General features: G+C 75.6%; 21 protein-coding genes. 8 read left to right on the plus strand and 13 right to left on the minus strand.

The genetic code is table 11. The annotated features are described in order from the left end of the window. From ACK586_RS08940 to ACK586_RS08950, 3 genes are all read right to left on the minus strand, one after another. On the minus strand, positions 1-1,650 hold the full coding sequence (locus ACK586_RS08940; protein WP_409330119.1) for a 3'-5' exonuclease: 1,650 nt from the start codon (positions 1,648-1,650) through the stop codon (positions 1-3). Beyond that, a complete protein-coding gene (locus ACK586_RS08945; protein WP_409330120.1) occupies positions 1,647-3,239 on the minus strand; it encodes a hypothetical protein in 1,593 nt (530 codons plus the stop codon). The genes ACK586_RS08940 and ACK586_RS08945 overlap by 4 nt, the downstream gene beginning before the upstream one ends. 231 nt (positions 3,240-3,470) lie before the next feature. Beyond that, positions 3,471-4,463 (minus strand): NAD(P)H-quinone oxidoreductase, encoded by a 993-nt coding sequence (locus tag ACK586_RS08950; RefSeq protein ID WP_409330121.1) that lies wholly within the window; start codon positions 4,461-4,463, stop codon positions 3,471-3,473. 119 nt (positions 4,464-4,582) lie between these two features. Here ACK586_RS08950 and ACK586_RS08955 point away from each other — a divergent pair, with 119 nt between their 5' ends. Continuing rightward, complete coding sequence (locus tag ACK586_RS08955; RefSeq protein ID WP_409330122.1) at positions 4,583-5,221, plus strand: hypothetical protein; 639 nt, start codon at positions 4,583-4,585, stop codon at positions 5,219-5,221. 130 nt (positions 5,222-5,351) lie between these two features. Here the strand turns inward: ACK586_RS08955 and ACK586_RS08960 are convergent, their stop codons facing one another. The 3 genes from ACK586_RS08960 to folP form a co-directional block, all read right to left on the minus strand. Beyond that, complete coding sequence (locus tag ACK586_RS08960) at positions 5,352-6,950, minus strand: AMP-binding protein (protein WP_409330123.1); 1,599 nt, start codon at positions 6,948-6,950, stop codon at positions 5,352-5,354. A 79-nt stretch (positions 6,951-7,029) separates the two neighbouring features. Continuing rightward, positions 7,030-7,449, minus strand: coding sequence for a PaaI family thioesterase (locus ACK586_RS08965; RefSeq protein ID WP_409330124.1), 420 nt, complete (start codon positions 7,447-7,449; stop codon positions 7,030-7,032). A gap of 141 nt (positions 7,450-7,590) precedes the next feature. After that, the gene (folP, locus tag ACK586_RS08970; RefSeq protein WP_409330125.1) at positions 7,591-8,451 is read right to left on the minus strand and encodes a dihydropteroate synthase; all 861 of its coding nucleotides are present in this window, start codon (positions 8,449-8,451) and stop codon (positions 7,591-7,593) included. Between the two features lie 70 nt (positions 8,452-8,521). On the opposite strand from folP, the gene ACK586_RS08975 reads away from it, so the two are divergent. Further along, positions 8,522-8,983, plus strand: coding sequence for a MaoC family dehydratase (locus tag ACK586_RS08975; RefSeq protein WP_409330126.1), 462 nt, complete (start codon positions 8,522-8,524; stop codon positions 8,981-8,983). Between the two features lie 52 nt (positions 8,984-9,035). Here ACK586_RS08975 and ACK586_RS08980 read toward each other — a convergent pair whose 3' ends face one another. Beyond that, the gene (locus ACK586_RS08980) at positions 9,036-10,277 is read right to left on the minus strand and encodes a serine hydrolase domain-containing protein (protein ID WP_409330127.1); all 1,242 of its coding nucleotides are present in this window, start codon (positions 10,275-10,277) and stop codon (positions 9,036-9,038) included. Between the two features lie 145 nt (positions 10,278-10,422). Continuing rightward, a complete protein-coding gene (locus ACK586_RS08985; protein ID WP_409330128.1) occupies positions 10,423-10,707 on the minus strand; it encodes an HU family DNA-binding protein in 285 nt (94 codons plus the stop codon). Between the two features lie 234 nt (positions 10,708-10,941). Here ACK586_RS08985 and ACK586_RS08990 point away from each other — a divergent pair, with 234 nt between their 5' ends. Then, positions 10,942-11,808: an aldo/keto reductase gene (locus ACK586_RS08990; RefSeq protein WP_409330129.1), complete on the plus strand. Its 867-nt coding sequence runs from the start codon at positions 10,942-10,944 to the stop codon at positions 11,806-11,808. Positions 11,809-11,933: 125 nt separating this feature from the next. Here ACK586_RS08990 and ACK586_RS08995 read toward each other — a convergent pair whose 3' ends face one another. Continuing rightward, positions 11,934-13,025, minus strand: a complete 1,092-nt coding sequence (locus ACK586_RS08995) for an EAL domain-containing protein (RefSeq protein ID WP_409330130.1) — start codon at positions 13,023-13,025, stop codon at positions 11,934-11,936. A 169-nt stretch (positions 13,026-13,194) separates the two neighbouring features. Here ACK586_RS08995 and ACK586_RS09000 point away from each other — a divergent pair, with 169 nt between their 5' ends. After that, complete coding sequence (locus ACK586_RS09000) at positions 13,195-15,897, plus strand: SpoIIE family protein phosphatase (RefSeq protein WP_409330131.1); 2,703 nt, start codon at positions 13,195-13,197, stop codon at positions 15,895-15,897. 65 nt (positions 15,898-15,962) lie between these two features. Here the strand turns inward: ACK586_RS09000 and ACK586_RS09005 are convergent, their stop codons facing one another. Next, entirely contained in the window at positions 15,963-17,186 is a 1,224-nt protein-coding gene (locus tag ACK586_RS09005) for a saccharopine dehydrogenase family protein (RefSeq protein WP_409330132.1), read from the minus strand. 11 nt (positions 17,187-17,197) lie between these two features. After that, the gene (locus ACK586_RS09010) at positions 17,198-17,926 is read right to left on the minus strand and encodes a trimeric intracellular cation channel family protein (protein ID WP_409330133.1); all 729 of its coding nucleotides are present in this window, start codon (positions 17,924-17,926) and stop codon (positions 17,198-17,200) included. Positions 17,927-18,079: 153 nt separating this feature from the next. On the opposite strand from ACK586_RS09010, the gene ACK586_RS09015 reads away from it, so the two are divergent. Next, positions 18,080-19,408 (plus strand): FAD-binding oxidoreductase, encoded by a 1,329-nt coding sequence (locus ACK586_RS09015; protein WP_409330134.1) that lies wholly within the window; start codon positions 18,080-18,082, stop codon positions 19,406-19,408. A gap of 63 nt (positions 19,409-19,471) precedes the next feature. Here ACK586_RS09015 and ACK586_RS09020 read toward each other — a convergent pair whose 3' ends face one another. Further along, complete coding sequence (locus ACK586_RS09020) at positions 19,472-21,523, minus strand: acyl-CoA dehydrogenase family protein (protein WP_409330135.1); 2,052 nt, start codon at positions 21,521-21,523, stop codon at positions 19,472-19,474. Beyond that, positions 21,520-22,347, minus strand: coding sequence for a TetR family transcriptional regulator (locus tag ACK586_RS09025; protein ID WP_409330136.1), 828 nt, complete (start codon positions 22,345-22,347; stop codon positions 21,520-21,522). The genes ACK586_RS09020 and ACK586_RS09025 overlap by 4 nt, the downstream gene beginning before the upstream one ends. A gap of 91 nt (positions 22,348-22,438) precedes the next feature. Between ACK586_RS09025 and ACK586_RS09030 the strand changes: the two genes are divergently transcribed. The 3 genes from ACK586_RS09030 to ACK586_RS09040 all read left to right on the plus strand — a co-directional run bounded on the left by ACK586_RS09030 (position 22,439) and on the right by ACK586_RS09040 (position 26,071). Further along, a complete protein-coding gene (locus ACK586_RS09030; RefSeq protein ID WP_409330137.1) occupies positions 22,439-23,719 on the plus strand; it encodes an acetyl-CoA C-acetyltransferase in 1,281 nt (426 codons plus the stop codon). Between the two features lie 151 nt (positions 23,720-23,870). Beyond that, positions 23,871-25,214 (plus strand): 3-oxoacyl-ACP reductase, encoded by a 1,344-nt coding sequence (locus ACK586_RS09035; protein WP_409330138.1) that lies wholly within the window; start codon positions 23,871-23,873, stop codon positions 25,212-25,214. After that, positions 25,214-26,071 (plus strand): MaoC family dehydratase, encoded by an 858-nt coding sequence (locus ACK586_RS09040; RefSeq protein ID WP_409330152.1) that lies wholly within the window; start codon positions 25,214-25,216, stop codon positions 26,069-26,071. Before ACK586_RS09035 ends, ACK586_RS09040 begins: the two co-directional genes overlap by 1 nt. Position 26,072 lies beyond the last annotated feature (1 nt).

Genomic DNA, 26,072 nt, shown 5'->3' on the forward strand with positions numbered 1-26,072 from the left:
TCAGCCGGTGCGACTGAACCGGAGCGGACGTTGGCGCTTCGGGGCAACGGGATGGTGTCGCCGCCTTGCGGTGGGGTTGCCGTTGGCGTCGAGGACGGTCACGGCGAGGCTGGCCAGCCGCGCCTGACGCCCGGCAATGAGGTCGGCGCGGGTGGCGAGGACCCGCCAGCCGGGGGCGGTGGCGCTGGAGCGGGTCGCCAGCGCGGTGGTGCAGACGGCCTCTGCGGCGGCAAGGTCGGGTGCGCGTCCGGGCGCGGCGATGGCGGCGGCGTGCGCCTCGGCGATGCGCGGATGGCGGCAGCCGGTCCGCCATGCGTAGCCGGCGAGCTGGGTGGCGCGGGCGGGCTGGCCGTGGTCGCGCCAGAACTCGTAGACGAACCACACCGCCTCGTCGGCCAGGGCCTGGTGACCGGTGCGGGTCCACCGGTCGTAGACGCCGGTGCCGGCCCCGGCGCCGTTGGTGTGCAGGAAGCCCTTCGCCGTGTTCTCGGTCAGGTCGCTGAGCGCGGCACGGGCGAGGTGCCAGCGCCACAGGTCCAGCGGGCACGGCTCGTCGCGGCGGCAGGCTGGGCAGCGGTCCCGGGATGAGCAGCGACCGAGGGCGTCCAGCCGCGCACCCCACTCGGTGTCGAACCGCATCGGCGGGGCGGTCTTGTAGCTGCGCTTGACCGGCGGCAGGGCGGCGAACCGGGGCAGCATCGCGCCGACCAGCGTGGCCGAACCGGCGATGTCGCCGGCGGCGCTCACCTCGTCGAGCACCCCGGCGAGCGTGTGGAGCAGTTCGTCGACGGGCCGGTCGGCGGCGGCCACCCGGTCGGCCAGGTAGCTGCACCGCAGGTTGGCGCACTCGGCGACAGCGGCCCGCCAGGAGGTGAGCGCGCGACGGCCGCCGCGCTGGCCGAGCAGCTGTGCGTGCCCGGCGACGTGGCTGTCGGGCAGCGCCGGAGCCGGGGCGGCGGTCCGCCGGCTTCCCGGGCCGGTCTCCTTGACCGTCGCGGTGGTCGGCGCGTCCATCTCGGCCAGCAGCGCCGCCAGCTGCTCGTGGCCGGCGTCGGCGGCCCGGGAGAGCAGCGCCAGCACCGCGCGGGCGGTGGCCAGCGCGTCCTGCACCGCGTCGTGCGGCGCCGGGTTGGGGGCCTCGCCGAGCGCGGTGAGCAGCTTGTCCAGCGACCGGCCCTCGGGGCGCACGCCGAGGGCGGCGGGCAGTCGGCCCATCGTGTCCAGGACCGGCAGCTCGGGCAGTTCGCGACCGGCCGCGGCCAGCTCCCGGCGCAGCACGCCCACGTCGAACCCGGCCTGGTGCGCGACCAGGACGACCGTCTCGCCGTCACGGGGTTCCAAGTGGGCGAGCAGGGTGTCGGCGACGCTGGCGAAGCCCGGGGCGTCGGCGAGCACGTCGTCGGTGAGGCCGTGCACCTCCGCGGTGCGGTCATCGACCGGGAAACCGGCGTTGACAAGCGTGGACCACGTGCCGGTGATGCGGGCCTCGCGGCAGGTGACCACGCCCAGGCTGACCAGCCGGTGCGGCTGCCCGGGCGGCTGGATCGTCTCGGTGTCGATGACCACCAGCCGCAGCCCGGCCCACAGCGGGGCCGCGGCGACGCTGCGCCGCACCCCGGTGCCGGCGACCAGCGAGTCGCGGCGGCTCACGACAGCCCCCGCTCGGCGGCGAGCGTGGTCAGCAGCGTGGGGTCGCGCAGCGAGGAGTAGCGGCCCGACCGGGGCCGCGGGTCCGCGACCGAGCGCAGCGGCACGGCCCACCCGTTGGCCGGGTCGGTGTCGGCGCGCAGCAGCTCGGCGACCTCGGCCAGGTCGTCGAACGCGCCGTGCGCCCGGGCGACGGCGAGGTCCATCAGGGTGTTGGTCCGCTCGATGTTGCCGAACCCGGACGCGCGCAGCGACAGCATCGGCCGGACCCGGGTGCGGATGAGCCGCTCGAGCGCGCCGGTGGCCAGCGGCACCTGCGGGTGCCGGGCCAGGCTCGGCAGGGCGTCAGCCATCGGGCCCTCGTACTCCTTGCGGCGCTTGGCGATGGCGTCCACCGGCAGTCGCCGCGCCCGCACGATCTCCTCGAACTCCTTCCACCAGGCCCGCCACAGCGCCTCATCGGCCAGGGCGTCCCCGCCCCGGGCGAGCAGCCGTAGGTGTGTGGCGATGTCGCCGGGGAGCTCCTTGCCGGCCGGCCCGGCGACCAGCGCGCCGGGGGTGTCGGCCAGCGCCTCCTTCACCGCCTCGGTCAGGTGCCACACGCTGGGCACGAACACCGTGCCGGCGCTGGCGTAGTGCGCGCGGACGGCGGCCAGCTGACCACGGCCGGCGTCGGCGACGACGAACTCGGGGGCGTAGCCGAGCTCGTCGAACACCAGCCGCCAGGCCGGCGTGTTCGACTTGGCCATCGCCCGCACCAGCCGCAGGTGCGCGACCGGCTCCGGGGCGGGCGGCTCGGTGAACGGGTCGGGGTCGGCCTCCCGGGCGGCGGCCTCGCGCCAGGTCACCTCGGCGGCGACCAGCAGGTAGAACCCGGCGTCCCGGCGCGACTTGCCGGTGGTCCTGTCCCGGGCGTAGACCGGCACGTCGTCCAGCAGCAGTACCTGCGGCCGCCGCACCTCCCCACCAGCCGCCAGCAGGGCGTCGTTGGCCTCCCGCTGCGCCAGCGCTGCGGCTCGCAGCCGCTGCTCCACCGGCGCCCAGACCACCGGGCCGAACGCCTCGACCCAGTCCGCGGCGATGTGCCACACGTCCGGGCTGGCGGTGCTGCGCGGCAGCGGCTTCCGCTTCGGCTCGTCCGGCGGCGCTGGGGTGCTGTGCCGGCCGCGCGCCCTGCCCTCGGCCGTCCGCAACGCCCACCGCGACACGTCGGCGTAGCTCGCACCCATCGCCAGCTGGTCCAACCCGCGGGCCACCACCCGGGTCGGCCAGGCGTGCCGGCGGGCGACCGCGGTGTCACCGTGGTGCACCCCGCGCAGCTGCTCGCACTCCGCGCACGAGCGGTCGGCCTCGTGCACGTGGTCGCGCGGCAGCGCCGGGGTGAACGTGTGCCAGAGGTTCTCGCCGTCGGCGCTCTTCCCGTAGATGCACCGATACCGCTGCCGCGGGTGCGCCGTCCGTTGGCCGTAGGTGCCGAACCGCGCGACCTTGCCGTGCTCGTGGTCCGGGCACGACGGCGGGGCCGACCAGACCGGGCGCAGCCGCCCGTCGGTGCTCACCAGCATCGCGAAGGAGTGCGGGTCTCGCCCCACCGGTCGGCAGTAGTAGCGCCGCTGAACACCGGTAGCGGCCTGCCGGGTGCCCTTCGCGATAACCCGGGACCCAGCGTGCAGCGGGTCAGGGCACGGAACCGCGGGCAGGCGGGCAGGACGACCTCGCCCCCGTGTCGCCACTCACCCCTCCTGTCGCTTGCGCCTGACCAAAATCATCGGCGATCGCACGGACAGGCTTTAGGCACCAACGATCAACACTTGCTGCCGAGGTCAGCTCTCGGTGAGCAGCAGCACCTTGCCGACGTGCTCGCTGGCCTCCACCACCCGGTGCGCCTCGGCCGCGCGGGACATGGGCAGCCGGCGGTCCACGATCGGCCGGACGACGCCCCGCTCGACGTCGGGCCACACGTCGTGCCGCACCGCCGCGACGATCTCCGCCTTCCCCCCGGGGCCCTCGGCCGGCCGGGACCGCAGCGTCGTGGCGTGCACCGCGCCGCGCTTGCGCATCAGCTTCCCGAGGTCCAGCTCGGCCTTCGTGCCGCCCTGCATTCCGATGCACACCAGCCGCCCGCCGGTGGCGAGGACGTCGACGTTGCGGGCCAGGTACTTGGCGCCCATGTTGTCCAGGACGACGTCGACCCCGGCGCCGTCGGTCTCCTCGCGGACCCGCTCGACGAAGTCCTCGTCGCGGTAGTTGATGGACACGTCGGCGCCCAGTTCCCGGCAGACGCCGAGCTTGGCGGGGGTGCCGGCGGTGGTGAGCACCCGGGCACCGGCTCGGGCGGCCAGCTGGATCGCCATCGTGCCGATGCCGCTGGAGCCGCCGTGCACCAGGAAGGACTCGCCGCGGCGCAGGCCGGCCAGCAGGAACACGTTGGACCAGACCGTGCACACGACCTCGGGCAGGGCAGCGGCGGTGGCCAGCTCCACGCCGGCCGGCCGGGGCAGCAGCTGCCCGGCGGGGACGGCGACCCGCTCGGCGTACCCGCCGCCGGCCAGCAGCGCGCACACCTCGTCGCCGACCCGCCAGCCCGTCACGCCGGCGCCCACCTCGCTGACGATCCCGCTGCACTCCAGGCCCAGCACCTCGCTCGCCCCGGGCGGGGGCGGGTAGAGGCCCTGCCGCTGCAGGAGGTCGGCCCGGTTCACCGCGGTCGCGACGACGTCGACGACCACCTCACCCGGACCGCACACCGGGTCGGGGACCTCGCCCCAGCCCATGACCTCGGGACCGCCGGATCCGTCCAGGGTGACCGCGCGCATGCCCCGACCCTAGAAGGACCCCGGTGCCCCCACCGCTCGCGGACTCGCGGGACCGGCCGCGGGGGACGTGCAAGGCAGGTGCAAGCCCGTCACCAGCGTCCCCGGCCACCGTCTGGGCCATGACGACGACGCTCACCGCCCGCCCCGACGCCCCGCCGGCCGTGGTGCCGGACGCCGCTCCCGCCCGGCCCGCCGGCCGCCCCGCGACGGCGCCGCCGGCGGCGGCCCTCTGCCCGATCGAGCTGCGCGCCCTGCGCAGCGGTGCGCGCCTGCTGGCCGATGCGCTCACCGGCATCGCGCTCGACGATCCCTGCGACCGCGACCGGCAGCGCGCCGTCCGGGAGGTGGCCCGTCTCGTGCTCGGCGGCGTGCACGCCGCGGCCGGCCGCCTGGCCGACGGGGACGTCGACGCGGCCGCCGTCCGCGTCCGGGCCGCGCTGGCCACGTTCGGGCACGACGTGAGCGCCGGCGCACCGGCGCTGGCGATGGCGTGCACCGCGCTGGCCGACCGGCTCGACGCGCTCGCGGCGTCGGGTGCCGGGCACGAGCACGGGTGGCGGGCCTCGCCGCTGGTGTGCGAGCGCCGCGTGCGGGCCGCCGCGGGGCTCCCGGCGCGGTCGGTGGTGCCCTGGTTCCTCGACGCGGCGCGGGCGGACGAGCGGATGGCGCTGGTGCGCGACGGCTCGTCCCGCCTGCGCCTGGCCCTGCGGTCCGGCGAGGAGCGCCACCGGCGGACCGTGGCGCTCGTCCGCGGATGAGCGTCCGTGGCGCTCGTCGGCGGATGAGCCGACGCGCACGGCGGCACCACGGGGGCCGCCGGGGCGCGCCGTCGTCCGGCACGGACGCCGGCCGAAAGCGCAGGTCGTCCGCGCTCCCGGCCCCGCCGCGTCAGGCCCGGGCCTTCAGGTCCTTGCGCAGGATTTTCCCGGCCGCCGACTTCGGCACCTGCTCGATGAACTCGACGAACCGGATCTTCTTGTGCGGGGCGACGCGCTCGCTCATGTAGGCCATGACGGCGTCCTCGGTGAGCTCGGAGCCCGGGGTGCGGACGACGAACGCCTTGGGCAGCTCCTCGCCGCTCTCCTCGTCCTTGACGCCGATGACGGCCGCGTCGGCGATCTCCGCGTGGCCGATCAGCACGGCCTCCAGCTCCGCGGGAGCCACCTGGTAGCCCTTGTACTTGATGAGCTCCTTGACGCGGTCGACGACCGTGGACCGGCCGTGCTCGTCGACGACGGCGACGTCGCCGGTGTGCAGCCAGCCGTCCCCGTCGAGGGTGGCCGCCGTGGCGTCGGGGTTGTTGAGGTAGCCCTTCATCACCTGCGGCCCGCGGACCCACAGCTCGCCCCGCTCGCCGGGCGCGGCGTCCTCGCCGGTGGCCGGGTCGATCAGGCGGCACTCGGTGTTCGGCACGGCGTAGCCCACCGACCCCTTCGGCACCTCGTCGGCGACGCCCGGCGGCTCCTTGCCGTGGTCGGGCGTGGTGTGCGAGACGGGGGAGAGCTCGGTCATGCCGTAGCCCTGCGCCACCGTCACGCCGTCGGGGTTCCCCTTGCGCAGCCGCTCCTGGGCGGCGTTGGCCAGCCCCTCGTCCAGCGGGGCCGCGCCGGACAGGATCGACGTCAGCGACGACAGGTCGAACTGGTCGACCAGCGGGTGCTTGGCCAGGGCCAGCAGGATCGGCGGCGCCACGAACGCCCGGGTGATCTTCTGGTCCTGCATCGTGCGGAGGAAGTCCTCCAGGTCGAAGCGCGGCAGCGTCACCACGGCCCCGCCCCACGCCAGACCCTGGTTCATCAGGACCGTCAGGCCGTAGATGTGGAAGAACGGCAGGACGGCGATGATCCGCTCGTCCTCGCCCAGGGCGATCAGCGGGCGGCACTGGGCGACGTTGGCCACCAGGTTGCGGTGGGTCAGCATGACGCCCTTGGGCAGCCCGGTCGTCCCGCTGGAGTAGGGGAGCGCGACCAGGTCCTCGGCCGGGTCGATGTCCACCTGCACCGAGGGCGCCTCGCCGCCGAGCAGGTCGAGCATGCCGGCGTGGCCCTCCATGCCGTCGAGGACGATCACCTCGTCGACCGGGGACTTCTCCACGGCCGCGCCCGCACGGTCCATGAACAGCGAGATCGTGATGAGGACCTTCGCCCCGGAGTCCTTCAGCTGGAAGGCGATCTCGTCGGGCGTGTACAGCGAGTTGATCGGCGACATGACGCAGCCCGCGGCGGCGATGCCGTGGAACACCACCGGGAACCAGGGGGTGTTCGGGCAGAAGACGGCGACGACGTCGCCCTTGCGCAGGCCGCGCGCGTGCAGGTTCGCCGCGACGCGGTCGACGTACGCGGCCAGCTGACCGTGGGTGATGATGTCGCCCTTGAGCCCGTCGATCAGGGCGGGGGCGTCGGGCCGCTCGCGGCCGGCCGCCAGGACGAACTGCGGCACGGACAGGTCCGGGATCTCGACGTCGGGATACGGGCTCCGCAGGGCCACGTGGCCTCCTCTTCCTGTGCAGGTGTGGCGTCAGTCTCACACCGCTGACGCTCCGTGGCCCACGCGGGTTCCCGATCGCCTAGCGGGGCCAGAGGACCGACTGGGTGCAGCGGAACAGCGCCAGCGTCCGGTCGCCGGCGGTGACGACGGCGTCCCACACCTGCGTCGTCCGCCCGGCGTGCGCGTTGGTGGCCACGCAGTCCAGCCGCCCCTCCCGGGCGGTGCCCAGGTGGTTGCTCTTCAGCTCGATGGTGGTGAAGCCGGTGGCCCCCTCCGGCAGCAGCGCGCGGGTGGGCAGCCCGCAGCTGGTGTCGGCGAGGGTGACGACGGTTCCGGCGTGCAGGTAGCCGTTGGGGGCCAGCAGCTCGGGGCGGACGTCGAGGTGGCTGGTCAGCCGACCGCGCTCGTGGGTGTCGACCACGATGCCCAGCAGCCCCGGCAGGGTGCCCGGGAGGAGGGCGTTCAGCTCGTCGGCGGTGAGGAACCCGGTGGCGGACACGACCGGGAACCTAGCTCCGGCCCGGCCGGGCGGCCGCACCGAGGCACTGCCGCGTTCCCGGTCCGGGTGCCGCGTCGCAGCGCGGCACCGGAGTCCGCGACGCGGCAGTGCCGCCGTGCGGGAGGCCGGGACCCCCCGCCCTCAGGCCAGGCCGCGGACCGTCCGGACGGGCGGCCGGTCGCCGCGGATCGACGCCACCATGTCCAGCGTCTGACGGGTGGGGGCGACGTCGTGCGCGCGGAACACCCGCGCTCCCAGCCAGGCGCTGACGGCGGTCGTCGCCAGGGTGCCGGTCAACCGCTGGTCCAGGACGACGTCGAGGGTCTCGCCGACGAAGTCCTTGTTGGACAGCGCCACGAGCACCGGCCAGCCGGTGCCGACGAGCTCGCCCAGCCGGCGGGTGGCCTCCAGCGAGTGCCGGGTGTTCTTGCCGAAGTCGTGGCCGGGGTCGACCAGGACCCGCTCGGGGTCCACGCCGGCGGCCACGGCGGCCTGCGCCAGCGCCGTCGTCCGCGCGACGATGTCGGCGACGACGTCGTCGTAGGCCACCCGGTGCGGCCGGGTACGCGGCGGCAGCCCGCCGGCGTGGGTGCAGACGATCCCCGCGCCGGCCTCGGCGGCGACGACGGCGAGCTCCGGGTCGACCCCGCCCCAGGCGTCGTTGACCACGTCGGCGCCGGCGGCCAGCACCTCGCGGGCGACCTCGGCCCGCCAGGTGTCGATGGAGATCGGCAGCGTCGGGTGCGCGGCGCGGATGGCTGCCACGAGGTCGACGGTGCGGCGGATCTCCTCCGCGGCGTCGACCTCCTCGCCCGGCGCGGCCTTGACCCCGCCGACGTCCACCATGTCCGCGCCCTCGGCGACCACCCGGTCCACCCGCTCGACGGCCCGGGCCAGCTCGTAGGTGGCGCCCCGGTCGTAGAACGAGTCCGGCGTGCGGTTGACGATCGCCATGACGACCAGGTGGCCGTCGGGCACGTCGAGCGAGCCGATGCGGAGCAACCCGTTCCTCCCTCGCCCGAGCCGGTGTGGTGGAGTTCGCCAACGTAGTCGAGTCGGAGGGACGGGACAGATGGCGCAGACGGTTGTCGAGGGCATCGAGGGCGTGCAGGGCCTCGTCGGCCAGCACATGGGCTACAGCGAGTGGGTGACCGTCACCCAGGAGCAGGTGAACCAGTTCGCCGAGGCCACCGGTGACCACCAGTGGATCCACGTCGACCCCGAGCGGGCCAAGGCCGAGAGCCCGTTCGGCGGGCCGATCGCGCACGGCTACCTGACGCTGTCGCTGGTCCCGAGCCTGCTCCCGCAGATCGTGGACATGCAGGGCTTCCGGATGGGCGTGAACTACGGCACCGAGAAGGTGCGCTTCCCCTCGCCGGTGCCGGTGGGGGCCCGGGTGCGCGCCGGCGCGACCCTCGCCGCGGCCACGCCGTTCGACGGCGGCATCCAGGTGAACATCGACGTCACGATCGAGATCGAGGGCGGCAGCAAGCCGGCGATGGTCGCGACCGTCGTCTACCGCCGCTACCTCTGAACGGTGTGGAGGAGATCCGTGGGAGTGACGCCCACGGATCTCCTCCACACCGTCACACCAGCGCCTGGTGGACCAGCGAGCGCAGGTAGGGCCGGATCGGCAGCGTGCTCGAGGGCAGCAGCTGCGTGTAGAAGGTGACCGTCAGGTCCTCGACCGGGTCCACGAAGAACGTCGTGGACGCCGCCCCGCCCCAGCTGTACTCGCCGGGGCTGGCGACGACGCCGTAGCGGACCGGGTCGATCACCATCGAGAAGCCGAGCCCGAAGCCGACCCCGCGCAGCGGCGTCTCGGCGTACAGCGGTCGGCCGAAGGTCTCCAGGTCCTGGCCGCCGGGCAGGTGGTTGCGGACCATGTGCGCCAGCGTCCGCGTGCCCAGCACCCGACCGCCGTCGTACGCGCCGCCGCGGCGCAGGCACTCGACGAAGCGCAGGTAGTCGGCCGCGGTCGAGACGAGCCCGCCACCGCCGGAGAGGAACGCCGGCTTCCGGTGCGCGGCGGCGCCGGCCGCCTCGAGCGGCGCGAAGGTGGGCTCCGGCTCGCCGGGGACGGCGCCGTAGAGCACCGCCAGCGAGTCGGGGTCGTCGCCGGGGCGGAGCCCGAACGAGGTCTCGGTCATGCCCAGCGGGGTGAACACCCGCTCGGCGAACACCTCGTCCAGGGGCTTGCCGGCCCAGATCTCGACCAGCCGGCCGAGCACGTCGGTGGAGACGCCGTAGTTCCACTCGCTGCCCGGCTGGAACACCAGCGGCAGCTCCGCCCACTGCCGGCAGACCTCGGCCGAGTCGGCGCCCGGCGGGGTGCCGAAGCCGTGCTCGGCGGCGCGGTACATGGCGTCGACCGGGTGCGCCTCGTGGAAGCCGTAGGTGAGCCCGGAGGTGTGGGTGAGCAGGTGCCACACGCGGATCGGCTCGACCTGCGGGGCGGTGACCGGTCGGGTCGCCGAGCCGGCCACGTAGACGCGGGTCCCGGCGAACTCCGGCAGCCAGCGGCTGATCGGGTCGGTCAGCTGGAAGGCGCCCTCCTCGTACAGCGACATCGCCGCCACCGAGGTGATCGGCTTGGTCATCGAGTAGATGCGCCAGCGGGTGCCGTCGGTGACCGGCAGGCCGCGCTCGACGTCCCGCCGGCCGGAGCGGCCCACGTGCGCCAGCCGCCCGTGCCGGGCGACCGTCACGAGGAAGCCGGGCAGGCGGCCCTCGTCGACGAACCGGGCCAGCCGGTGGTCCAGTCGGGACAGCCGTGCGGCGTCGAGGCCCACCTCGGCGGGGTCGGCGTCCACCGTCAGCTCCGTCACGCGGTCTCCCTCCGCACGCCGTCGTCCTCCCTCACCGCGGCGCGTCCTCCCCCACCGTGTGCGGTGGGGGAGGACGACGCACGTCGGCCCCCGTGCCGGGGCCCGCCGCGAGCGTGCGAGCGGTGGGGAGCACGGGGGTCCTCACTCAGACCGGGACGCTGCTGGCGGCCTTCTTGAGGTTCGAGCCGGCGGACACCTTGACGGTGTTCGCGGCCGGGATCTCGATCGACTCGCCGGTCTGCGGGTTGCGGCCGGTGCGGGCGGAGCGCTGCGAGCGCTCGACGGTCAGCAGGCCGGAGATGGTGACCTTGTCGCCGCGGGTGATGGCGTCGACGAGCTCCTCCTGGAGCCCGGCGAGCACCGAGTCGACGGTCGCGGAGGGCACGTCGGCGCGCTTGGCGATGGCAGAGACGAGTTCGGCCTTGTTCACGGGGGTCCTCTCGAGTGGGGTGTGGCCGGCACCGGTGTCGGCGTCCGGTCGGTACGGACGGTTCCGTCTCCTCGCCGGACGAGCCGGGAGTGGCGGACCGGGAGCGCACGTTGCCATGTCTGCCCGGAATCCCGCCACTGTGGGGGGTCCGCAGGGGGTGCGCGGGGGATGCGCAGCCCCGCAGGTCACAGCCGTCCCAGGGCGTCGGGGCACACCCCCACCTACGGTGGGCGGGTGCCCCAGCTGCCCCGGACCGACCTCGTCGTCGGCGACCTGTGCCTCGGTGCCAACGTCTTCGGGTGGACGGCGGACGAGCCGACGTCGCACGCCCTGCTCGACCGGTTCGTCGACGCGGTGCCCGGCACGCAGCTGGCCATGGTCGACACCGCCGAGATGTACGGCGACGGCCGGTCCGAGCAGATCCTGGGAGCGTGGCTGGCGGCCGGCGGGCGGCGCGACCGGGTGGTCGTGGCGACGAAGGCCTCACCGGGCCGCAAGGAGCGCCCGCTGTCGGCCGCCGAGATCCGGGCCGCCGCCGAGCGCTCGCTGGCCAACCTGCGCACCGACCGGATCGACGTCTACTACGCCCACTACGACGACGACGGCACGCCGCTGGAGGAGACGCTGCAGGCCTTCGACGACCTCGTGCAGGCCGGCACGGTCCGCTACGCCGCGGCGTCCAACTACTCCGCGGCCCGGCTCACCGAGGCGCTGGACACCGCGGAGCGGCTCGGCGTGACCGGCTACGTGGCGCTGCAGCCGCACTACAACCTGGTGGAGCGGGCGGTCTACGAGGACGGCCTGCGCGACGTCGTCGCCGGCGCCGGACTGGGCTGCTTCCCCTACTTCGGGCTGGCCAAGGGCTTCCTCACCGGCAAGTACCGGGCGGGGGAGCGGGTCGACTCGCCGCGGGCGCGGGGTGCGGCCGCCTACGTCGGCGAGCGGGGCGACCGGGTGCTCGAGGCGCTGGCGCAGGTCGCCGGCGCGCACGGCGTCCCCCCGGCCGCGGTGGCCCTGCGCTGGCTGGCCGACCTGCTGCCGATGCTCGACCTCGCGCTCACCGACGAGGAGCGCACGCTGCTGACCGACGCGTCGGCCTGAGCGGAGTGGGGGGGGGGGGGGGGGGGGGGGGGGGGCCGCCGCCGCCCCGCCCCCCCCCCCCCGCCCCGCCCGCGCGCCCCGCCCCCCCGCCCCCCCCCCCCCCCCCCCCCCCCCCCCCCCTCCGCTCAGGAGGCGCCGGCCAGGTCCTCGACGCGCAGCAGGCCGACCACCGCGCCGCGGGCGTCGGTGCAGACGACGGGGTCGAAGCGCTGGCCCGGTGAGCGGGTCAGGGCCCGCTGCAGGGTCTGGCGGACGTCGGCGTCGGGCGGCACCCGCAGCGACACCGGCGCGGTGTAGCACTCCCCGGTCCGCGGGTCGCCCAGCCGCAGGGCGAGGGGCTCGCCGTCGTCGGTCACGAGGACGGCGGGCGGGATCCCGGGTACCGCGTCGCCGGCGGCCACCTGGCGCACGGGGCGGACCAACCCGGCCACGCTGTCGGTCAGCCGGGCGCGGGCGACGTGCGCGCGGACCAGCCGCTCCACCTCCGGCGCCAGTGGCCGGAACTGCGGCGCGGGCCGGCCCAGCAGCCACCCCTGGGCCAGCGGGGCGCCCAGCCGGGTGAACGCGGCGAGCTCGGCCGGGGTCTCGATGCCCTCGGCCAGCAGCCGGGCGTCGATCCGGCCGGCGAAGTCGCCCACCATCTCGGCCAGGGCCAGCCGGGCGGGGTCGCCGTCCACGTCGCTGACCAGCGACCGGTCGAGCTTCACCAGCTGCGGGCGAACCGAGGTCAGCACCCGCAGCCCCCAGTAGCCGCTGCCGGCGTCGTCCAGGGCGATCAGCGCGCCACGGGCCCGCAGGAGGTCGACCTGGCGGCGCAGTTCGGGGACGTCGTCGACCACGGCGTGCTCGGTGAGCTCGACGACGACCCGCCGCAGGTCGGGCACGGAGTCCAGCGCCGCCCCGACGACCGGGGTGCCGAGCAGGTGCGGGCTGACGTTGACGGTGAGGAACGTGTCCGGCGGCAGGTCGACGCGGGCGGCCAGCGCCTTGTGCAGCGCCAGGGCCTCGAGCTCCGGGCCGACGCCGGCGTCGTGCGCCGCGGCGAACCACACCTCGGGGGAGGCGGTGCCGGGGAACCGGGAGAGCGCCTCGTAGCCGGCCACCCGGGCGGCGGCGAGGTCGACGATCGGCTGGAACACCAGCGTCAGGTCGTCGGGGTCGGCGAGCAGGGGACGGCAGTCGGGCAGCAGCGTGCTGCAGGAGCGGATCGCCGTCATGCCGTCCCATCGGACCGTGCGGCCCGGCGGTTGACCGCGGCCCGGGTGCGCCCACCCGAGCGGGGGAGGACCGCGGCGCGCGTCGGACGATCTCGTTCCGCCCCCGCGTGCCAGCATGGTGCGAGTCGCGGCCGGGGGGCGGCCGCGGAGGCTGCACCGAGGAGGAGTCGTGGCCGGCCCGGCGTCCCTCCCCGACCCGCTGGCCGACCCGCACCGGATCGCAGCCGCCCGCCGGCTGGCCGTCGAGGTGTCGGGGCCCGCGGCCTTCGACCGGCTCTCCGGCCTGGCCGCGCGGCTGCTGGGGGCCGCCCGGGCCACGGTCACCCTCTACACCGACCGGGAGACCGTCGTCGGCGGCCACGGCCTGCCGGCCGGCGCCGTGGGCGGGCGGGCGCTGCTCACCGGGCCGCTGTCGGCCCTCACCGTCGGCTCCGGCCGCCCGCTGGTGGTCCCCGCCGCCGCCGCCGACCCCCGGGTGGCGGCGATCCCCGCCGTCGCCTCCGGCGAGGTGGCCGCCTACCTCGGTGTGCCGCTGGTCTCGGCCTCGGGGTTCGTCGTCGGCGTCCTCGCCGTCCACGACGCGACGCCGCGGCGCTGGCCGGAGGACGGCGGCGCGCTGCTCGAGGAGCTGGCCGCCTCCGTCGTCGCCGAGCTGGAGCTCTCCGCCGCCCGCTCCGCCATCGGCACGACCGCGGCCCGGCTCGACATCGCGCTGGAGGCCAGCGGCGTCGGCATCTGGGAGCGCGACCTGCGCACCGGGACCGTGTCGTGGGACGAGCGGTGCGCGGCCATCTTCGGTCGCGACGTCGCCCTCGCCGACGGCGACCTGGACGAGGTGCTGCGGTCCGGCGTGCACCCCGACGACCTGGCCGCCGTCCGGGAGGCGATGACCCGGGCCGACGCCGGCAGCGGCGAGTACTCCCTGGAGTCGCGGGTGATCCGGGCCGACGGGTCGGTGCGCTGGACGGTGTCGCGCGGCCGGGCGGTGCGCGACGTCCGCGGCGAGCGGGTGCGCATGGTCGGCACGATCCTCGACGTCACCGAGGCGCGCGCGGAGTCCGAGCGGCGGATGGCCGCCGTCCAGCGCGCCGGGGCGATCGCGGAGGTCGCGGCCCAGATGGCCGGCGCGACCGCCGTCCCCGAGCTGGCCGAGGTCGCGCTGCGGGGTGCGGCCGTGCTGGGCGCGTCGGCCGGCGGCCTGACCGTCCGGGAGCCCGACGGCGGCCTGCGGCTGCACCTCACCCGGCGGCCGCCCGGCACCGTCGCCGACGCGGCCGGCGGACGGCCGCCCGTCGAGGGCGTCGTCCTGCCCTCGGGGACCGACCTGCCCACCGGGCACGCCGCCGAGACCGGCGAGCGGCTGCTGTTCGCCGACCGCGCCGCGGCCGAGGCCCGCTTCCCCCGGCTGGCCGAGATCAACGACGTCCTGGGCACGCAGGCGCTGGCCGCGCTGCCGCTGCGGGTGGAGGGTCGGCTGCTCGGCAGCTACGTCGTCGTCTGGGACACGCCGCACGGCCTCGCCGACGAGGACGTCGACCTGCTGGAGGCGCTGGCCGCGCAGATCGCCCTGAGCGTCTCCCGGCTACGGGCCGACGCCGAGCGGGACGCGGCCAACCGGCGGCTGCAGCTCCTCGCCGACGTCGGCCGGGTCCTCTCCGGCGACCTGGACATCTCGAGGCAGGTGGCGCAGCTGGCCGAGCTCGTCGTGCCGGCCCTGGGAGACTGGTGCTGGCTGGTGGTCACCGACGACCAGGGCCGGATGCAGCAGCTGGCCTCGGCGCACCGGGACCCCGCGCGCGCCGCGGAGCTGGCCGACTACGTGTACGCCATGGTGGCGGTGATGAGCGACGAGGCCACGGCGCGCGTGGTCACCCGCACCGGCCGGCCGCTGGTCCTGCCGCACATCGACGCCGCCCGCATCCACCGCGCCCTGCCCGACCCCGCGACCCGCCGGGCGCTGGAGCGGCTGGACATGGAGGGCGGCGCGGTGGTGCCGCTGGTCGCCCGCGGTCGCACGATCGGTGCGCTCGGCCTGTTCAACGGCCCCGAGCGCGGCCCGCACGACGCCGCCGAGGTGGAGGCGGCGGTGGAGGTGGGCCGCCGGGCCGGGCTGGCGCTGCACTCGGCGCGGCTGTTCGCCCAGCAGCGCGACCTCGCCGACGCGCTGCAGCACAGCATGCTCACCGCCCCGCCGGAGGTGGCCGGGTGCCGGATCGTGGTGCGCTACGTGCCCGCGGCGGCCGGCGCCGAGATCGGCGGCGACTGGTACGACGCGTTCCCGCAGGAGGACGGGACGACGGTGCTGGCCATCGGCGACGTCGTCGGGCACGACCGGCACGCCGCGGCGGCCATGGGGCAGGTGCGCGGGCTGCTGCGCGGCATCAGCCACTCCAGCGGGGCGCCCCCGGCCGAGGTGCTCACCCGGCTGGACCGGGCGATGGCGGGCCTGGCGCCCGAGGTCATGGCCACGGCCGTCGTGGCCCGGCTGGAGCGCCCGGCCGGGCTCCCGCCGGGCGCGGTGCAGCTGTGCTGGGCCGACGCCGGCCACCCGCCGCCGCTGGTGGTGTCCCCGGACGGCGACGTCCGGGTGCTGGACGCGCCGGGGGAGCTGCTGCTCGGCGTGGACGGGTCGGCGCCGCGCACGGAGAGCCGCGTCGTCCTGCCGGCCGGGAGCACCCTGCTGCTGTACACCGACGGCCTCGTGGAGCGCCGCGACCGCGACCTCGACACCGGTACCGCGCAGCTGGCCGCGGTGCTGCGGGAGTCGGCCGGGCTCGCGCTCGACGAGCTGTGCGACCGCGTGCTGGAGCGGCTGTTCCTGCCCGACGCCGAGGACGACGTCGCCCTGCTGGCCCTCCGCGTCGACCCCTGACCCCTCGACGAGATCTGCACACTCGTCGGCATCAGGCCCTGATGCCGACGAGTGTGCAGATCTCGTCAGAGGGCGGCGACCTCGTAGGTGTGGCCGGCCGCGCGGAGGCGGTCGACCAGCACGTCGCCGAGGGCGGTGGCGGGCGTGAGGCAGCCGGCGCGGGCGGGCAGCCGGTCGCCGTCCAGCGCCAGGGCCAGCGCGCTCTCCCCGAGCATGACCGCCGTCGCCTTGTAGCCCGGGTCGCCCTGTCCCGCCGCCGTCGCGCGGTACCGGCGGCCGGACTCCGTGGTCGCGTCGACGGTCATCCGGAAGAAGCCGCGCTCCCGGGTCTGCTCGGACGGCCCGCTGCCAGGGCCGGGCAGCACCTTGTCGAGCAGCGCGCGGGTCGGCCCGAACGACATCGCGCCCAGCGCGCCCGCCAGCCCCGCCGTCACGCCGATCGCGGTGGCGGCGCCGGTCAGGCCGCGGCCGGCGCCCATCACCTCGCCGTAGCGCAGGCCGGGGCCGTAGGACCAGTCCTGCAGCGCGTTGCTGCGGCGCACCACCCGGGTGTTGTACGAGGCCATGACGAACGGCGCGGTCCAGCGGCCCTCCCCGTCCCGGGCCGGCGGCGCGGCGTCCGGCGGCTGCTTCGTGCCGGGCTCGGCGGAGCGGTCGGGGCTCAGCGCGAACGGGTCACCGACCACACGGCGCAGCGAGCGGTCCAGGCCGACGGCCTCCACCTGGGCGCGCATCGAGTCGATCGTGCCCCCGCTGAGCCCGCCGCGTGCGGTGGCCACCAGCCGGACGTCGGTCAGGCCGCCGGCGCCGTCGGCCCGCGCGCGCTCGGCCAGCAGGTGCACCGAGAGGTCGGAGGGGATGGAGTCGTAGCCGCAGGAGTGCACGATCCGGGCGCCGGACTGCTTCGCCGGGGCGTCGGCGCGGGCGATCGCGTCCCGGTGGAAGAGCACCTCGCCGGTCAGGTCGGCGTAGTGGGTGCCGGCGCGGGCGCACGCCTCGACCACCGGCAGGCCGTACCGGGCGTAGGGGCCTACCGTCGTCGCCAGCACCCGCGTGCCCTCGGCCAGCGCGGCGACCGCCGCCGGGTCGGTCGAGTCGGCCTCGACCAGCGGCCAGTCCCGCGCCGCCTCCGGCAGCCGGGAGCGGACGGCGGCCAGCCGGTCGGCCGAGCGCCCGGCGAGGGCGATCCGCAGGTCGGCGGGGGCGGCCCCGGCGAGATAGGCGGCGAGCAGTTCCCCCACGAAGCCGGAGGCGCCGTAGACGACGAGGTCGTGCGTGCGGTCGGGCATGCGGTCCATCCTCACCGAGCCCCGCGCCGACCGCCCTCCGGTGGCCGGCGGCGGCGTCGCCACCGGATGCGGCCCAGGTGCGTCCGGGCCCGGTGCGGGAGGTCGACGGCGACCGGTGCCTCCCAGCCGCGCCACACCGACAGCACCCGCAGCGCCGCGACCAGGACGATGACGATCGCGGCCACCGGCAGCGGCGGCAGCCCGGCGGGTCCGGCGAGCACCGTGAGCGCGGCCGCGCCGATCAGCGCGGCCACGGCGTTGTAGGGCCCCGGCTGCACGATGTCGGCGCGCTGGGCCAGCAGCACGTCGCGGATCACGGCCCCGCCGACCGCCGTCAGCGTGCCGATGAACATCACCGACGCGTTGGGCAGCCCTGCCAGCTGGGCCTTCTGCGCCCCGATGACGGTGAAGAAGCCGAGCGTCACGGCGTCGAGGACGACGAGCAGGCCGGTGAGGCGGGAGAGCCAGCCGGAGAAGAAGAAGGTGACCATCGCGGTGACGGCCACCGTGGGCAGGTAGGCCTCGTTGGTCAGCGCGACCGGCGGCCCCTCGGCCAGCAGGACGTCGCGGATGAGCCCGCCGCCGAGCCCGCCGCTGATCGCCAGCAGCAGGACGCCGGAGACCGCGAACCCCTCGCGGGCGGCGAGCAACCCGCCGGTCAGCGCGCCGACGACGATCGCGGCCAGGTCGACCGCCTGTGGCACGCGCAGGGTCTCCGCGGCCGCGGCGAGGGTGCTCACGCGGCCCATCCTCGGGTGGGGCGGGCCGGCGTCGGCCCCCGCCGCGCGCGCCGCCACCCGGACGGGGCACTCGGTCTCTGGCGGCACGCCGGCGGGGAGGAGGAGCGTGCCGGGGGTCCGGAGCGGGGGGAGGAGCACCAGGGGAGCGACGTCATGGAACTCATCCGGCCCACCGACGGGCGCTACGACGAGCTGCGCGCCGTGTTCAACGCCGGGATCGACCGCCGGCCGGCGGTCATCGCCCGGTGCGCGACGCCGGACGACGTCGCCGACGCCCTGCGCCTGGCGCGAGAGCAGGGGCTCGCGGTCGCCGTCCGCGCCGGCGGCCACTCGGTCGCCGGGTTCAGCGTCAACGACGGCGGGCTGGTGGTCGACGTCCGGCCGATGCAGGACGTCGCGGTCGACCCCGGCGAACGCACGGTGACCGTCGGCGCCGGCGTCACCTGGGGCCGGTTCGACCGGGCCACCCAGGAGCACGGCCTGGCCACCACCGGCGGGCGGGTGTCGACGACGGGGGTGGCCGGGCTGACCCTCGGCGGCGGCTCCGGCTGGCTGGAACGGCGCTACGGCCTGACCTGCGACAACCTGCGCTCGGTCGACCTCGTCACGGCGGCGGGGGAGCGGCTCACGGCGAGTGCCACGGAGGAGCCCGATCTGTTCTGGGCGCTGCACGGCGGCGGCGGCAACTTCGGCGTCGCCACGTCGTTCACGTTCGACCTGCACCCGCTGGGGCCGACGGTGCTCGCCGGTCTCCAGCTGTGGCCCGGCAGCGTCGGCCGCGACCTGGCGCTGGCGTTCCGCGACCTGATGGAGACCGCCGACGAGCGGCTGGGCAACGCCCTGGTCTTCCTCACCGGTCCGCCCGAGCCGTTCGTGCCCGAGCACCTGCAGGGCACGACGCTGGCCGCGATCGCGCTGCTGTGGGCCGGGGATGTCGACGACGGGATGGAGGCCACCCGCCCCTTCCGCGAGCTGCGGCCGGAGGTCGACCTCGTCGCACCGATGCCCTACGCCGACTTCCAGTGCATGATCGACGACCCGCCGGGGCTGCGGCAGTACTGGAGCGGGGACTACCACGACGCCATGCCCGACGACGCCGTCGACGTCTTCGTCAAGTACGGCGCCGACCGGGTGTCGCCGCTGACCCAGCAGCTGATGGTCGCGTGGGGCGGGGCGATCGCCAGGGTGCCCGACGACGCGACCCCGCTGAGCCACCGATCGGCGCGGTGGGTGACCCATCCGTTCGCCACCTGGTCGGACCCGGTCGACGACGCCGCCAACGTGGAGTGGGTGCACGCGTTCCGCCGCGACGTCGCCCGCTACACCAACGGCGGCACCTACCTGAACTTCATCGGGGCCGAGGGGCAGGACCGGATCCGGGCGGCCTACGGCGACGCCAACCACGCCCGGCTGCAGCAGGTGAAGCGCCGCTACGACCCGGAGAACACCTTCCGCGGCAACCAGAACATCCAGCCGGCCTGACGGGAGTCGCCTCCCCCGCCGGAATGGCCATTCCGGCGGGGAGGCGACTCGACGGGGGGCCGGCTACTGGCCCGGGGGGACGTCGACCGAGGTGGCGGTGTCCCCGGGCGGCGTGCTGCCCGTCGCGGCGCGCAGCTCGGCGTCCCGGGCGGCCATGGCCTCCTGCCGGCCGGCCTCCTCGTCGAGGATCGCCGCGTTCTTCCACGCCGCGGGGATGGCGAACGCGTCGACGAGCGTCACCAGGTGCGGCCGCAGCTCCCGGAGCAGCTGGTTCACCGTTGCCGTCAGGGCCTTCGAGCGCGCCGGGGTCAGCTGGCCGTGCTCGAGGAACCAGCCCTTGTCGGCCTCGATCGTCGTGAGCGCGTACAGGTCGCAGACCGACGACAGCAGCGCCCGCGCGCCGGGGTCGGCAGCCCGCTCGACGCCGGCAACGAAGGCCTCCAGCACGATCCGGTCGATGTGGGTCTGCGCGGTGCGCAGCACGTGGTCCTGCACGTCGTTGAACATGTCGAAGGGCTCCATGCCCTCGGTCTCGGAGTTGCGGCGCAGCCGGCGGATCGCGCCCTCGAGCGTGTGCTTCTCCCGGAACTCGAAGAGCTTCAGCTGCCACCCGCGGTCCAGCAGCGGCACCTCCTCGTCGCGGCCGGGGACGGCGTCCACCAGCCGGGCGATGAGGCCGCGGGCCGCCGTGCGCTCCAGCACCGTCTCGCGCACCAGGTCGGCGAAGAAGGACACCCTGCCCCAGCCGTCCAGCGAGCCGAAGGCGTCGCGGTAGCCGGTGAGCAGGCCCTTGGCCACCAGCTGCAGCAGCACCGTGTTGTCGCCCTCGAACGTGCTGAAGACGTCGGTGTCGGCCTTGAGCTGCGGCAGCCGGTTCTCGGCCAGGTAGCCGGCGCCGCCGCACGCCTCGCGGCACATCTGGATGGTGCGGGTCGCGTGCCAGGTGTTGGCCACCTTGAGCCCGGCCGCCCGCGACTCCAGCTCGCGCTGGGCGGCCTCGTCCACCTCCTCGCCGTGCTCGTGCACCGCGGTCTGGACGTCGTGCATGGTGCCGACCAGCTCCTCCTGCGCGAAGTGCAGCGCGTAGGAGGTCGCCAGCGCCGGCAGCAGCTTGCGCTGGTGCACCAGGTAGTCGTTGATCACGATCTCCCGGTCACGTCCCGGAGCGGCGAACTGGCGGCGCACCTCGCCGTAGCGGACGGCGATGTCCAGCGCCATCTTGGTCGCCGACCCGGCCGAGCTGCCGACGCTCACCCGACCGCGGACCAGCGTCCCGAGCATGGTGAAGAAGCGGCGGGTCTCGTTCTCGATGCTCGAGGTGTAGGTGCCGTCGGGGGCGACCTGGCCGTAGCGGTCCAGCAGCATGTCGCGCGGAACGGTCACGTGGTCGAAGCTCAGCCGCCCGTTGTCCACGCCGAGCAGGCCGGCCTTCGGCCCGTCGTCCCCGATGGTCACCCCCGGCATCGGGGCACCCCCGGCGTCCCGGATCGGGACCAGCCAGGCGTGAACACCGTGGTTGCGGCCACCGGTGACGAGCTGGGCGAAGACGACGGCCATCCGGCCGTCCTGCGCGGCGTTGCCGATGTAGTCCTTGCGCGCGGCCTGGTGGGGGGTGTGCAGGTCGAACGTCTGCGTCGCGGGGTCGTACGTGCAGGTGGTGCGCAGCTGCTGGACGTCGGAGCCGTGCCCGGTCTCGGTCATGGCGAAGCAGCCGGGCAGGGCGAAGCTCATGATGTCGGGCAGGTACGCGTCGTGGTGCCGCTTGGTGCCGAGCAGCTGGACGGCGCCGCCGAACAGCCCCCACTGGACGCCGGCCTTGACCATCAGCGACAGGTCGCCGAAGGCGAGCATCTCGATCGAGGTCACCGAGCCGCCGGCGTCCGCCTCGCCGCCGTACTCCTTGGGGAAGCCGAGGCCCACCCGGCCCGTGCCGGCCAGCTTCGCGGCCAGCCGGCTGATCCGGTCGCGGGCCTCCTGCATCGACTCGCCGTAGACCGGCGCGTACTCCGGGTCGCCGAGCTGCTCGCGCGCGTCGCGCCGGACGTGCGACCAGCGGCCGTCGAGCACCTCCTGCAGGCGGGCCGGGTCGACGCTTCGGGGCAGGGACTGGGTCACTGGTCCTCCTGGGACTCGGGGCCGGGGGCCTCGGGGACGGCGGGGACGGGGTCGGCGGGGCGGGTGCCCGGGAGCACACCGGCGAGGCCGGCCCAGGCGAGCTCGGTGAGGTGGGCGGCGAGATCCGCCCGGACCATGGGTCGCTCGGCGGCCAGCCACCAGTCGGCGGCCGAGCGGACCAGGCCCACGAGGCCGTGGCCCCACGGCCCGGCCGGTGCCGGGTCACGGCCGGCGGCGGTCAGCGCGGCGGCCACCAGGGCGGCCGCCTGGTTCCCGACGAGGTCGGACAGCGTGGTGATCGGATCGGCGTCGACGGGCCGGTCCAGCAGCGGGTGCTGGACGACGAAGCGGTAGAGCTCCGGATCGGCCTCGAGGAAGGCGAGGTAGGTCTCCACGGCCGCGGCGACCATCGACCGCGGGTCGCTGCTGCTGGTCATCGCCTCGCGCAGCCGTGCGGTCAGCTGGTCGGCGACCCGGGTGCAGACCGCGACGTAGAGCTCGCCGCGGTCGGCGAAGTGCCGGTAGACGACGGTCTTGCTGGTGCCGGCCGCGGCGGCGATCTCGTCCATGCCGACCCCGGCGCCGTGCCGGGCGACGGCGGCCAGCGCGGCGTCGACGAGCTGCTCCCGGCGGGCGCGCCGGTGCTCGTCCCAGCGGGAGCTGCGCCGGTCCCGGCCCGCCGTCTTCCCGCCGGAGTGCCCACTCCGGCGGGCGGGGGGCTCCGGCTCGCGGCGCTCGCCGGCGGTGGGCCGCTCGAACGAGCGGCGCTCGCTGCCGGTGGTCACCTCGTCCTCCAGCGAGTCGGTCACCGCCTCGACTTTCATGTAACCGACGGTACTGGGTACTCTGGGTACCGGCAACGCGTGACCAGTGAGCACCTCGCCCGCGAGATGCTCCCGACCCGTGGAGTTCCCCATGGCCAGCACCCGCAGGGCCGCGATCGTCGGCGGCAACCGGATCCCGTTCGCGCGGTCCAACTCCGCCTACGCGCAGGCCTCCAACCAGGACATGCTCACCGCGACGCTCGACGGGCTGGTCGCCCGCTTCGGGCTGCAGGGGGAGCAGGTGGGCGAGGTCGTCGCCGGCGCCGTCCTCAAGCACGCGCGCGACTTCAACCTGACCCGCGAGGCGGTGCTGGGGTCGCGGCTGTCCGCCTCGACGCCGGCCTACGACGTGCAGCAGGCGTGCGGCACCGGCCTGGAGGCGGCGATCCTCGTCGCCAACAAGATCGCGCTCGGGCAGATCGACTCCGGCATAGCCGGGGGCACCGACACCACCTCGGACGCGCCGCTGGCGGTCAACGAGGACCTGCGGCGCGCGCTCATCAGGCTGAACTCGGCCAGGACCTGGCAGCAGCGGCTCAAGGCCATCTCGGGCATCCGCCCCGGCCAGCTGGCGCCGGAGATCCCGCGCAACGCCGAGCCGCGCACCGGTCTGTCGATGGGCGACCACGCGGCCATCACCGCGAAGGAGTGGGACATCGGCCGGGAGGAGCAGGACGAGCTGACCGTCCGCTCGCACCGCAACCTGGCCGCCGCCTACGACCGCGGCTTCTTCGACGACCTGGTCACGCCCTTCCTCGGCCTGTCCCGCGACCAGAACCTGCGGCCCGACTCCTCGATGGAGAAGCTCGCGACGCTGAAGCCGGTGTTCGGCGAGGGTCCGGGCGCGACGATGACGGCGGGCAACTCCACGCCGCTGACCGACGGCGCCTCCGCCGTCCTGCTGGCCTCCGACGAGTGGGCGGCCGTGCGCGGCCTGCCCGTGCTGGCCCACCTGGTCGACGCCCAGACGGCGGCGGTCGACTACGTGCACGGCGGGGAGGGCCTGCTCATGGCGCCGGCCTACGCGGTGCCGGTGATGCTCGCCCGCCAGGGGCTGACCTTGCAGGACTTCGACTTCTACGAGATCCACGAGGCCTTCGCGTCCACCGTGCTGTCGACGATGAAGGCCTGGGAGGACCCGTCGTTCTGCAAGGAGCGGCTGGGCCTCGACGCGCCGCTGGGCCCGATCGACCGGTCGAAGCTCAACGTCAACGGCTCGTCGCTGGCCGCCGGACACCCGTTCGCCGCGACCGGTGGGCGGATCGTCGCGATGCTCGCCAAGACGCTGCACGAGGCGGGGCCGGGCAAGCGCGGGCTGATCTCCGTCTGCGCCGCCGGCGGCCAGGGCGTCGTCGCGATCCTCGAGTCCTGATCGACGCGCTTCGGGTGGGGGACCCCGACGGTTCCGCCGGCCCGCCGACGTTCCACGTGCAACCCCGCACTTCTGCACGGTGCAGAAGTGCACTTCCGCACGGTGCAGAAGTGCACTTCTGCCCGGATCTCCCGAGAGGAGCCCCCGCATCGTGAGCGACTGGTACCGCGACTTCGCCAACTCCGGCCTCGGCACGACCATCACCAGGCAGCTCGGCCTGCCCCGCCCCGCGGTGCTGCGCCGGTATGAGCCCGGCGAGCCCCTGCTGCCCGGCCCGGCCGTGATCGGCACGGCCGGAGAGGGCCGGCTGCGCGACCCCCTGACCCGGGTGCTGGCCGACGCCGGCGTGACCGTGCTGCCGGCGGTGGACCCCGACGGCGAGAAGCCGGCCGCCGTCCTGCTCGACGCGACCGGCGTGACCGGCCCCGGCCGGCTGGCGGCGGCGCACGAGTTCCTCGCCCCGGCGGTCAAGCGGCTGCGCCCCTCGGGCCGGGTGCTGGTCCTGGCCGACCCGCCCGCCGCCACCGACTCCCCGGCCACCGCCGCGGCCCGGCAGGCCCTCGACGGGCTGGTCCGCTCGATCGGCAAGGAGCTGCTGAACGGGTCCACCGCGAACCTCGTGTTCGTGCCCGAGGGCGCCGAGGCGTCGGTCGCCTCCCCGGTCCGGTTCTTCCTGTCCGGCCGCTCGGCCTACGTCGACGGGCAGGTGCTCACCCTCGCCGCGGCCGGCGTCCCCCCCGGGGAGGACGCCGAGCGCCCGCTGGCCGGGAAGGTCGCCGTCGTCACCGGCGCCGCGCGCGGCATCGGCGCGGCGATCGCCCGGGTGGTGGCCCGGGACGGTGCGCACGTGGTCGCCGTCGACGTCCCGGCGGCCGGGCAGTCGCTGGCCGACGTCGCCAACGAGATCGGCGGGACGGCGTTCCAGCTCGACATCACCGCCGCCGACGCCCCGGCCCGGCTGGTGGACCACCTGCGCGAGCGGCACGGCGGGGTCGACGTCGTCGTCCACAACGCCGGGATCACCCGCGACAAGCTGCTGGTCAACATGGACGCCGCCCGCTGGAACTCCGTCATGGCGGTGAACCTGCAGGCCCAGCTCGACATCACCGAGGCGCTGCTGGCCGCCGACGGGCTGCTGCGCGCGAACGCCCGCGTGGTCTGCGTCAGCTCGCAGTCGGGCATCGCCGGCAACCGCGGCCAGACCAACTACGCGGCCAGCAAGGCCGGGATCATCGGCATGGTCCGCGCGTGGGCGCCGGCGTTCGCCGAGCGGGGCGCCACGATCAACGCCGTCGCGCCGGGCTTCATCGTCACCGAGATGACCGCCACGATGCCGTTCGGCACCCGGGAGGTCGGCTCGCGGATCAACTCGCTGCAGCAGGGCGGCCTGCCGGTGGACGTCGCCGAGACGATCGCCTGGCTGGCCCAGCCGGGCAGCGCGGGCGTCAACGGTCAGGTCGTGCGGGTCTGCGGCCAGTCGATGCTGGGGGCGTGATGGGCGAGACCACGGTGCTCGACGCGCCGCCGAACATGGCGGCGCTGTTCGCCAGGGCGGCGGTCACCGCCCGCGGCCGCGGCGGCGACCTGCCGGACACCCGGCTGGCCCGCCGCGGCGTCGCCGTCGACCCGGGCGAGGTGGCCGCCTACGCGCGGGTCTGCCGGTTCCCGCTCACGGGCGCGCTGCCGGTGACGTACCCGCACGTGCTGGCCTTCCCGCTGCAGGTCGCCCTGATGGCCGACCGCGCCTTCCCGCTGGCGCTGCCCGGCCTGGTGCACGTGCGCAACCGGATCGAGCAGCTGCGGCCGGTCGGGCCCGACGAGGCCCTCGACCTCGAGGTGTGGGCCGAGCGCTTCGCCCGGCATCCGCGCGGCGCCACCGTGGACCTCTGCGCCTCGGTCTCGACCGGGGGTGCCGAGGTGTGGCGCGGCCGGTCGACGTACCTGGCGCGCGGGGCGCAGGCGCCCGACGGCGCCCCGGCCGCCGACGTCGAGGTGGACGTCGCCGACCTCCCGCCCGGTGCCATCACCTGGCGGGTGCCCGACGACGCCGGCCGCCGCTACGCCGCCGTCTCCGGGGACGTGAACCCGATCCACCTGTCCGGGCTCACCGCCAAGGCGTTCGGGTTCAAGCGGGCGATCGCCCACGGCATGTGGGTGAAGGCCCGCGCCCTGGCCGCGCTGTCGGGCCGGCTGCCCGACGCGGTCGCGGTGGACGTCGGCTTCCGCAAGCCGCTGTACCTGCCCTCGACGGTCACGCTGGCGACGGCGCCCCGCGACGGCGGCTGGGACCTCGCGGTGCGCAACGCGGAGGCCGGCACCGAGCACGTCAGCGGCACCGTCCGTCCGCGCTGAG

Source organism: Trujillonella humicola (genome assembly GCF_046233715.1).
GTDB lineage: Bacteria > Actinomycetota > Actinomycetes > Mycobacteriales > Geodermatophilaceae > Trujillonella > Trujillonella humicola.

What these genes read in the sequence shown, in the direction of transcription:
- ACK586_RS09040 (WP_409330152.1), top strand. Translation starts at nt 25,214, where the DNA reads ATGGGCGAGACCACGGTGCTCGACGCGCCGCCGAACATGGCGGCGCTG.
- ACK586_RS09030 (WP_409330137.1), top strand. Translation starts at nt 22,439, where the DNA reads ATGGCCAGCACCCGCAGGGCCGCGATCGTCGGCGGCAACCGGATCCCG.
- ACK586_RS09025 (WP_409330136.1), bottom strand. Translation starts at nt 22,347, where the DNA reads ATGAAAGTCGAGGCGGTGACCGACTCGCTGGAGGACGAGGTGACCACC.
- ACK586_RS08995 (WP_409330130.1), bottom strand. Translation starts at nt 13,025, where the DNA reads ATGACGGCGATCCGCTCCTGCAGCACGCTGCTGCCCGACTGCCGTCCC.
- ACK586_RS09005 (WP_409330132.1), bottom strand. Translation starts at nt 17,186, where the DNA reads ATGCCCGACCGCACGCACGACCTCGTCGTCTACGGCGCCTCCGGCTTC.
- ACK586_RS09015 (WP_409330134.1), top strand. Translation starts at nt 18,080, where the DNA reads ATGGAACTCATCCGGCCCACCGACGGGCGCTACGACGAGCTGCGCGCC.
- ACK586_RS08950 (WP_409330121.1), bottom strand. Translation starts at nt 4,463, where the DNA reads ATGCGCGCGGTCACCCTGGACGGATCCGGCGGTCCCGAGGTCATGGGC.
- ACK586_RS08975 (WP_409330126.1), top strand. Translation starts at nt 8,522, where the DNA reads ATGGCGCAGACGGTTGTCGAGGGCATCGAGGGCGTGCAGGGCCTCGTC.
- ACK586_RS08955 (WP_409330122.1), top strand. Translation starts at nt 4,583, where the DNA reads ATGACGACGACGCTCACCGCCCGCCCCGACGCCCCGCCGGCCGTGGTG.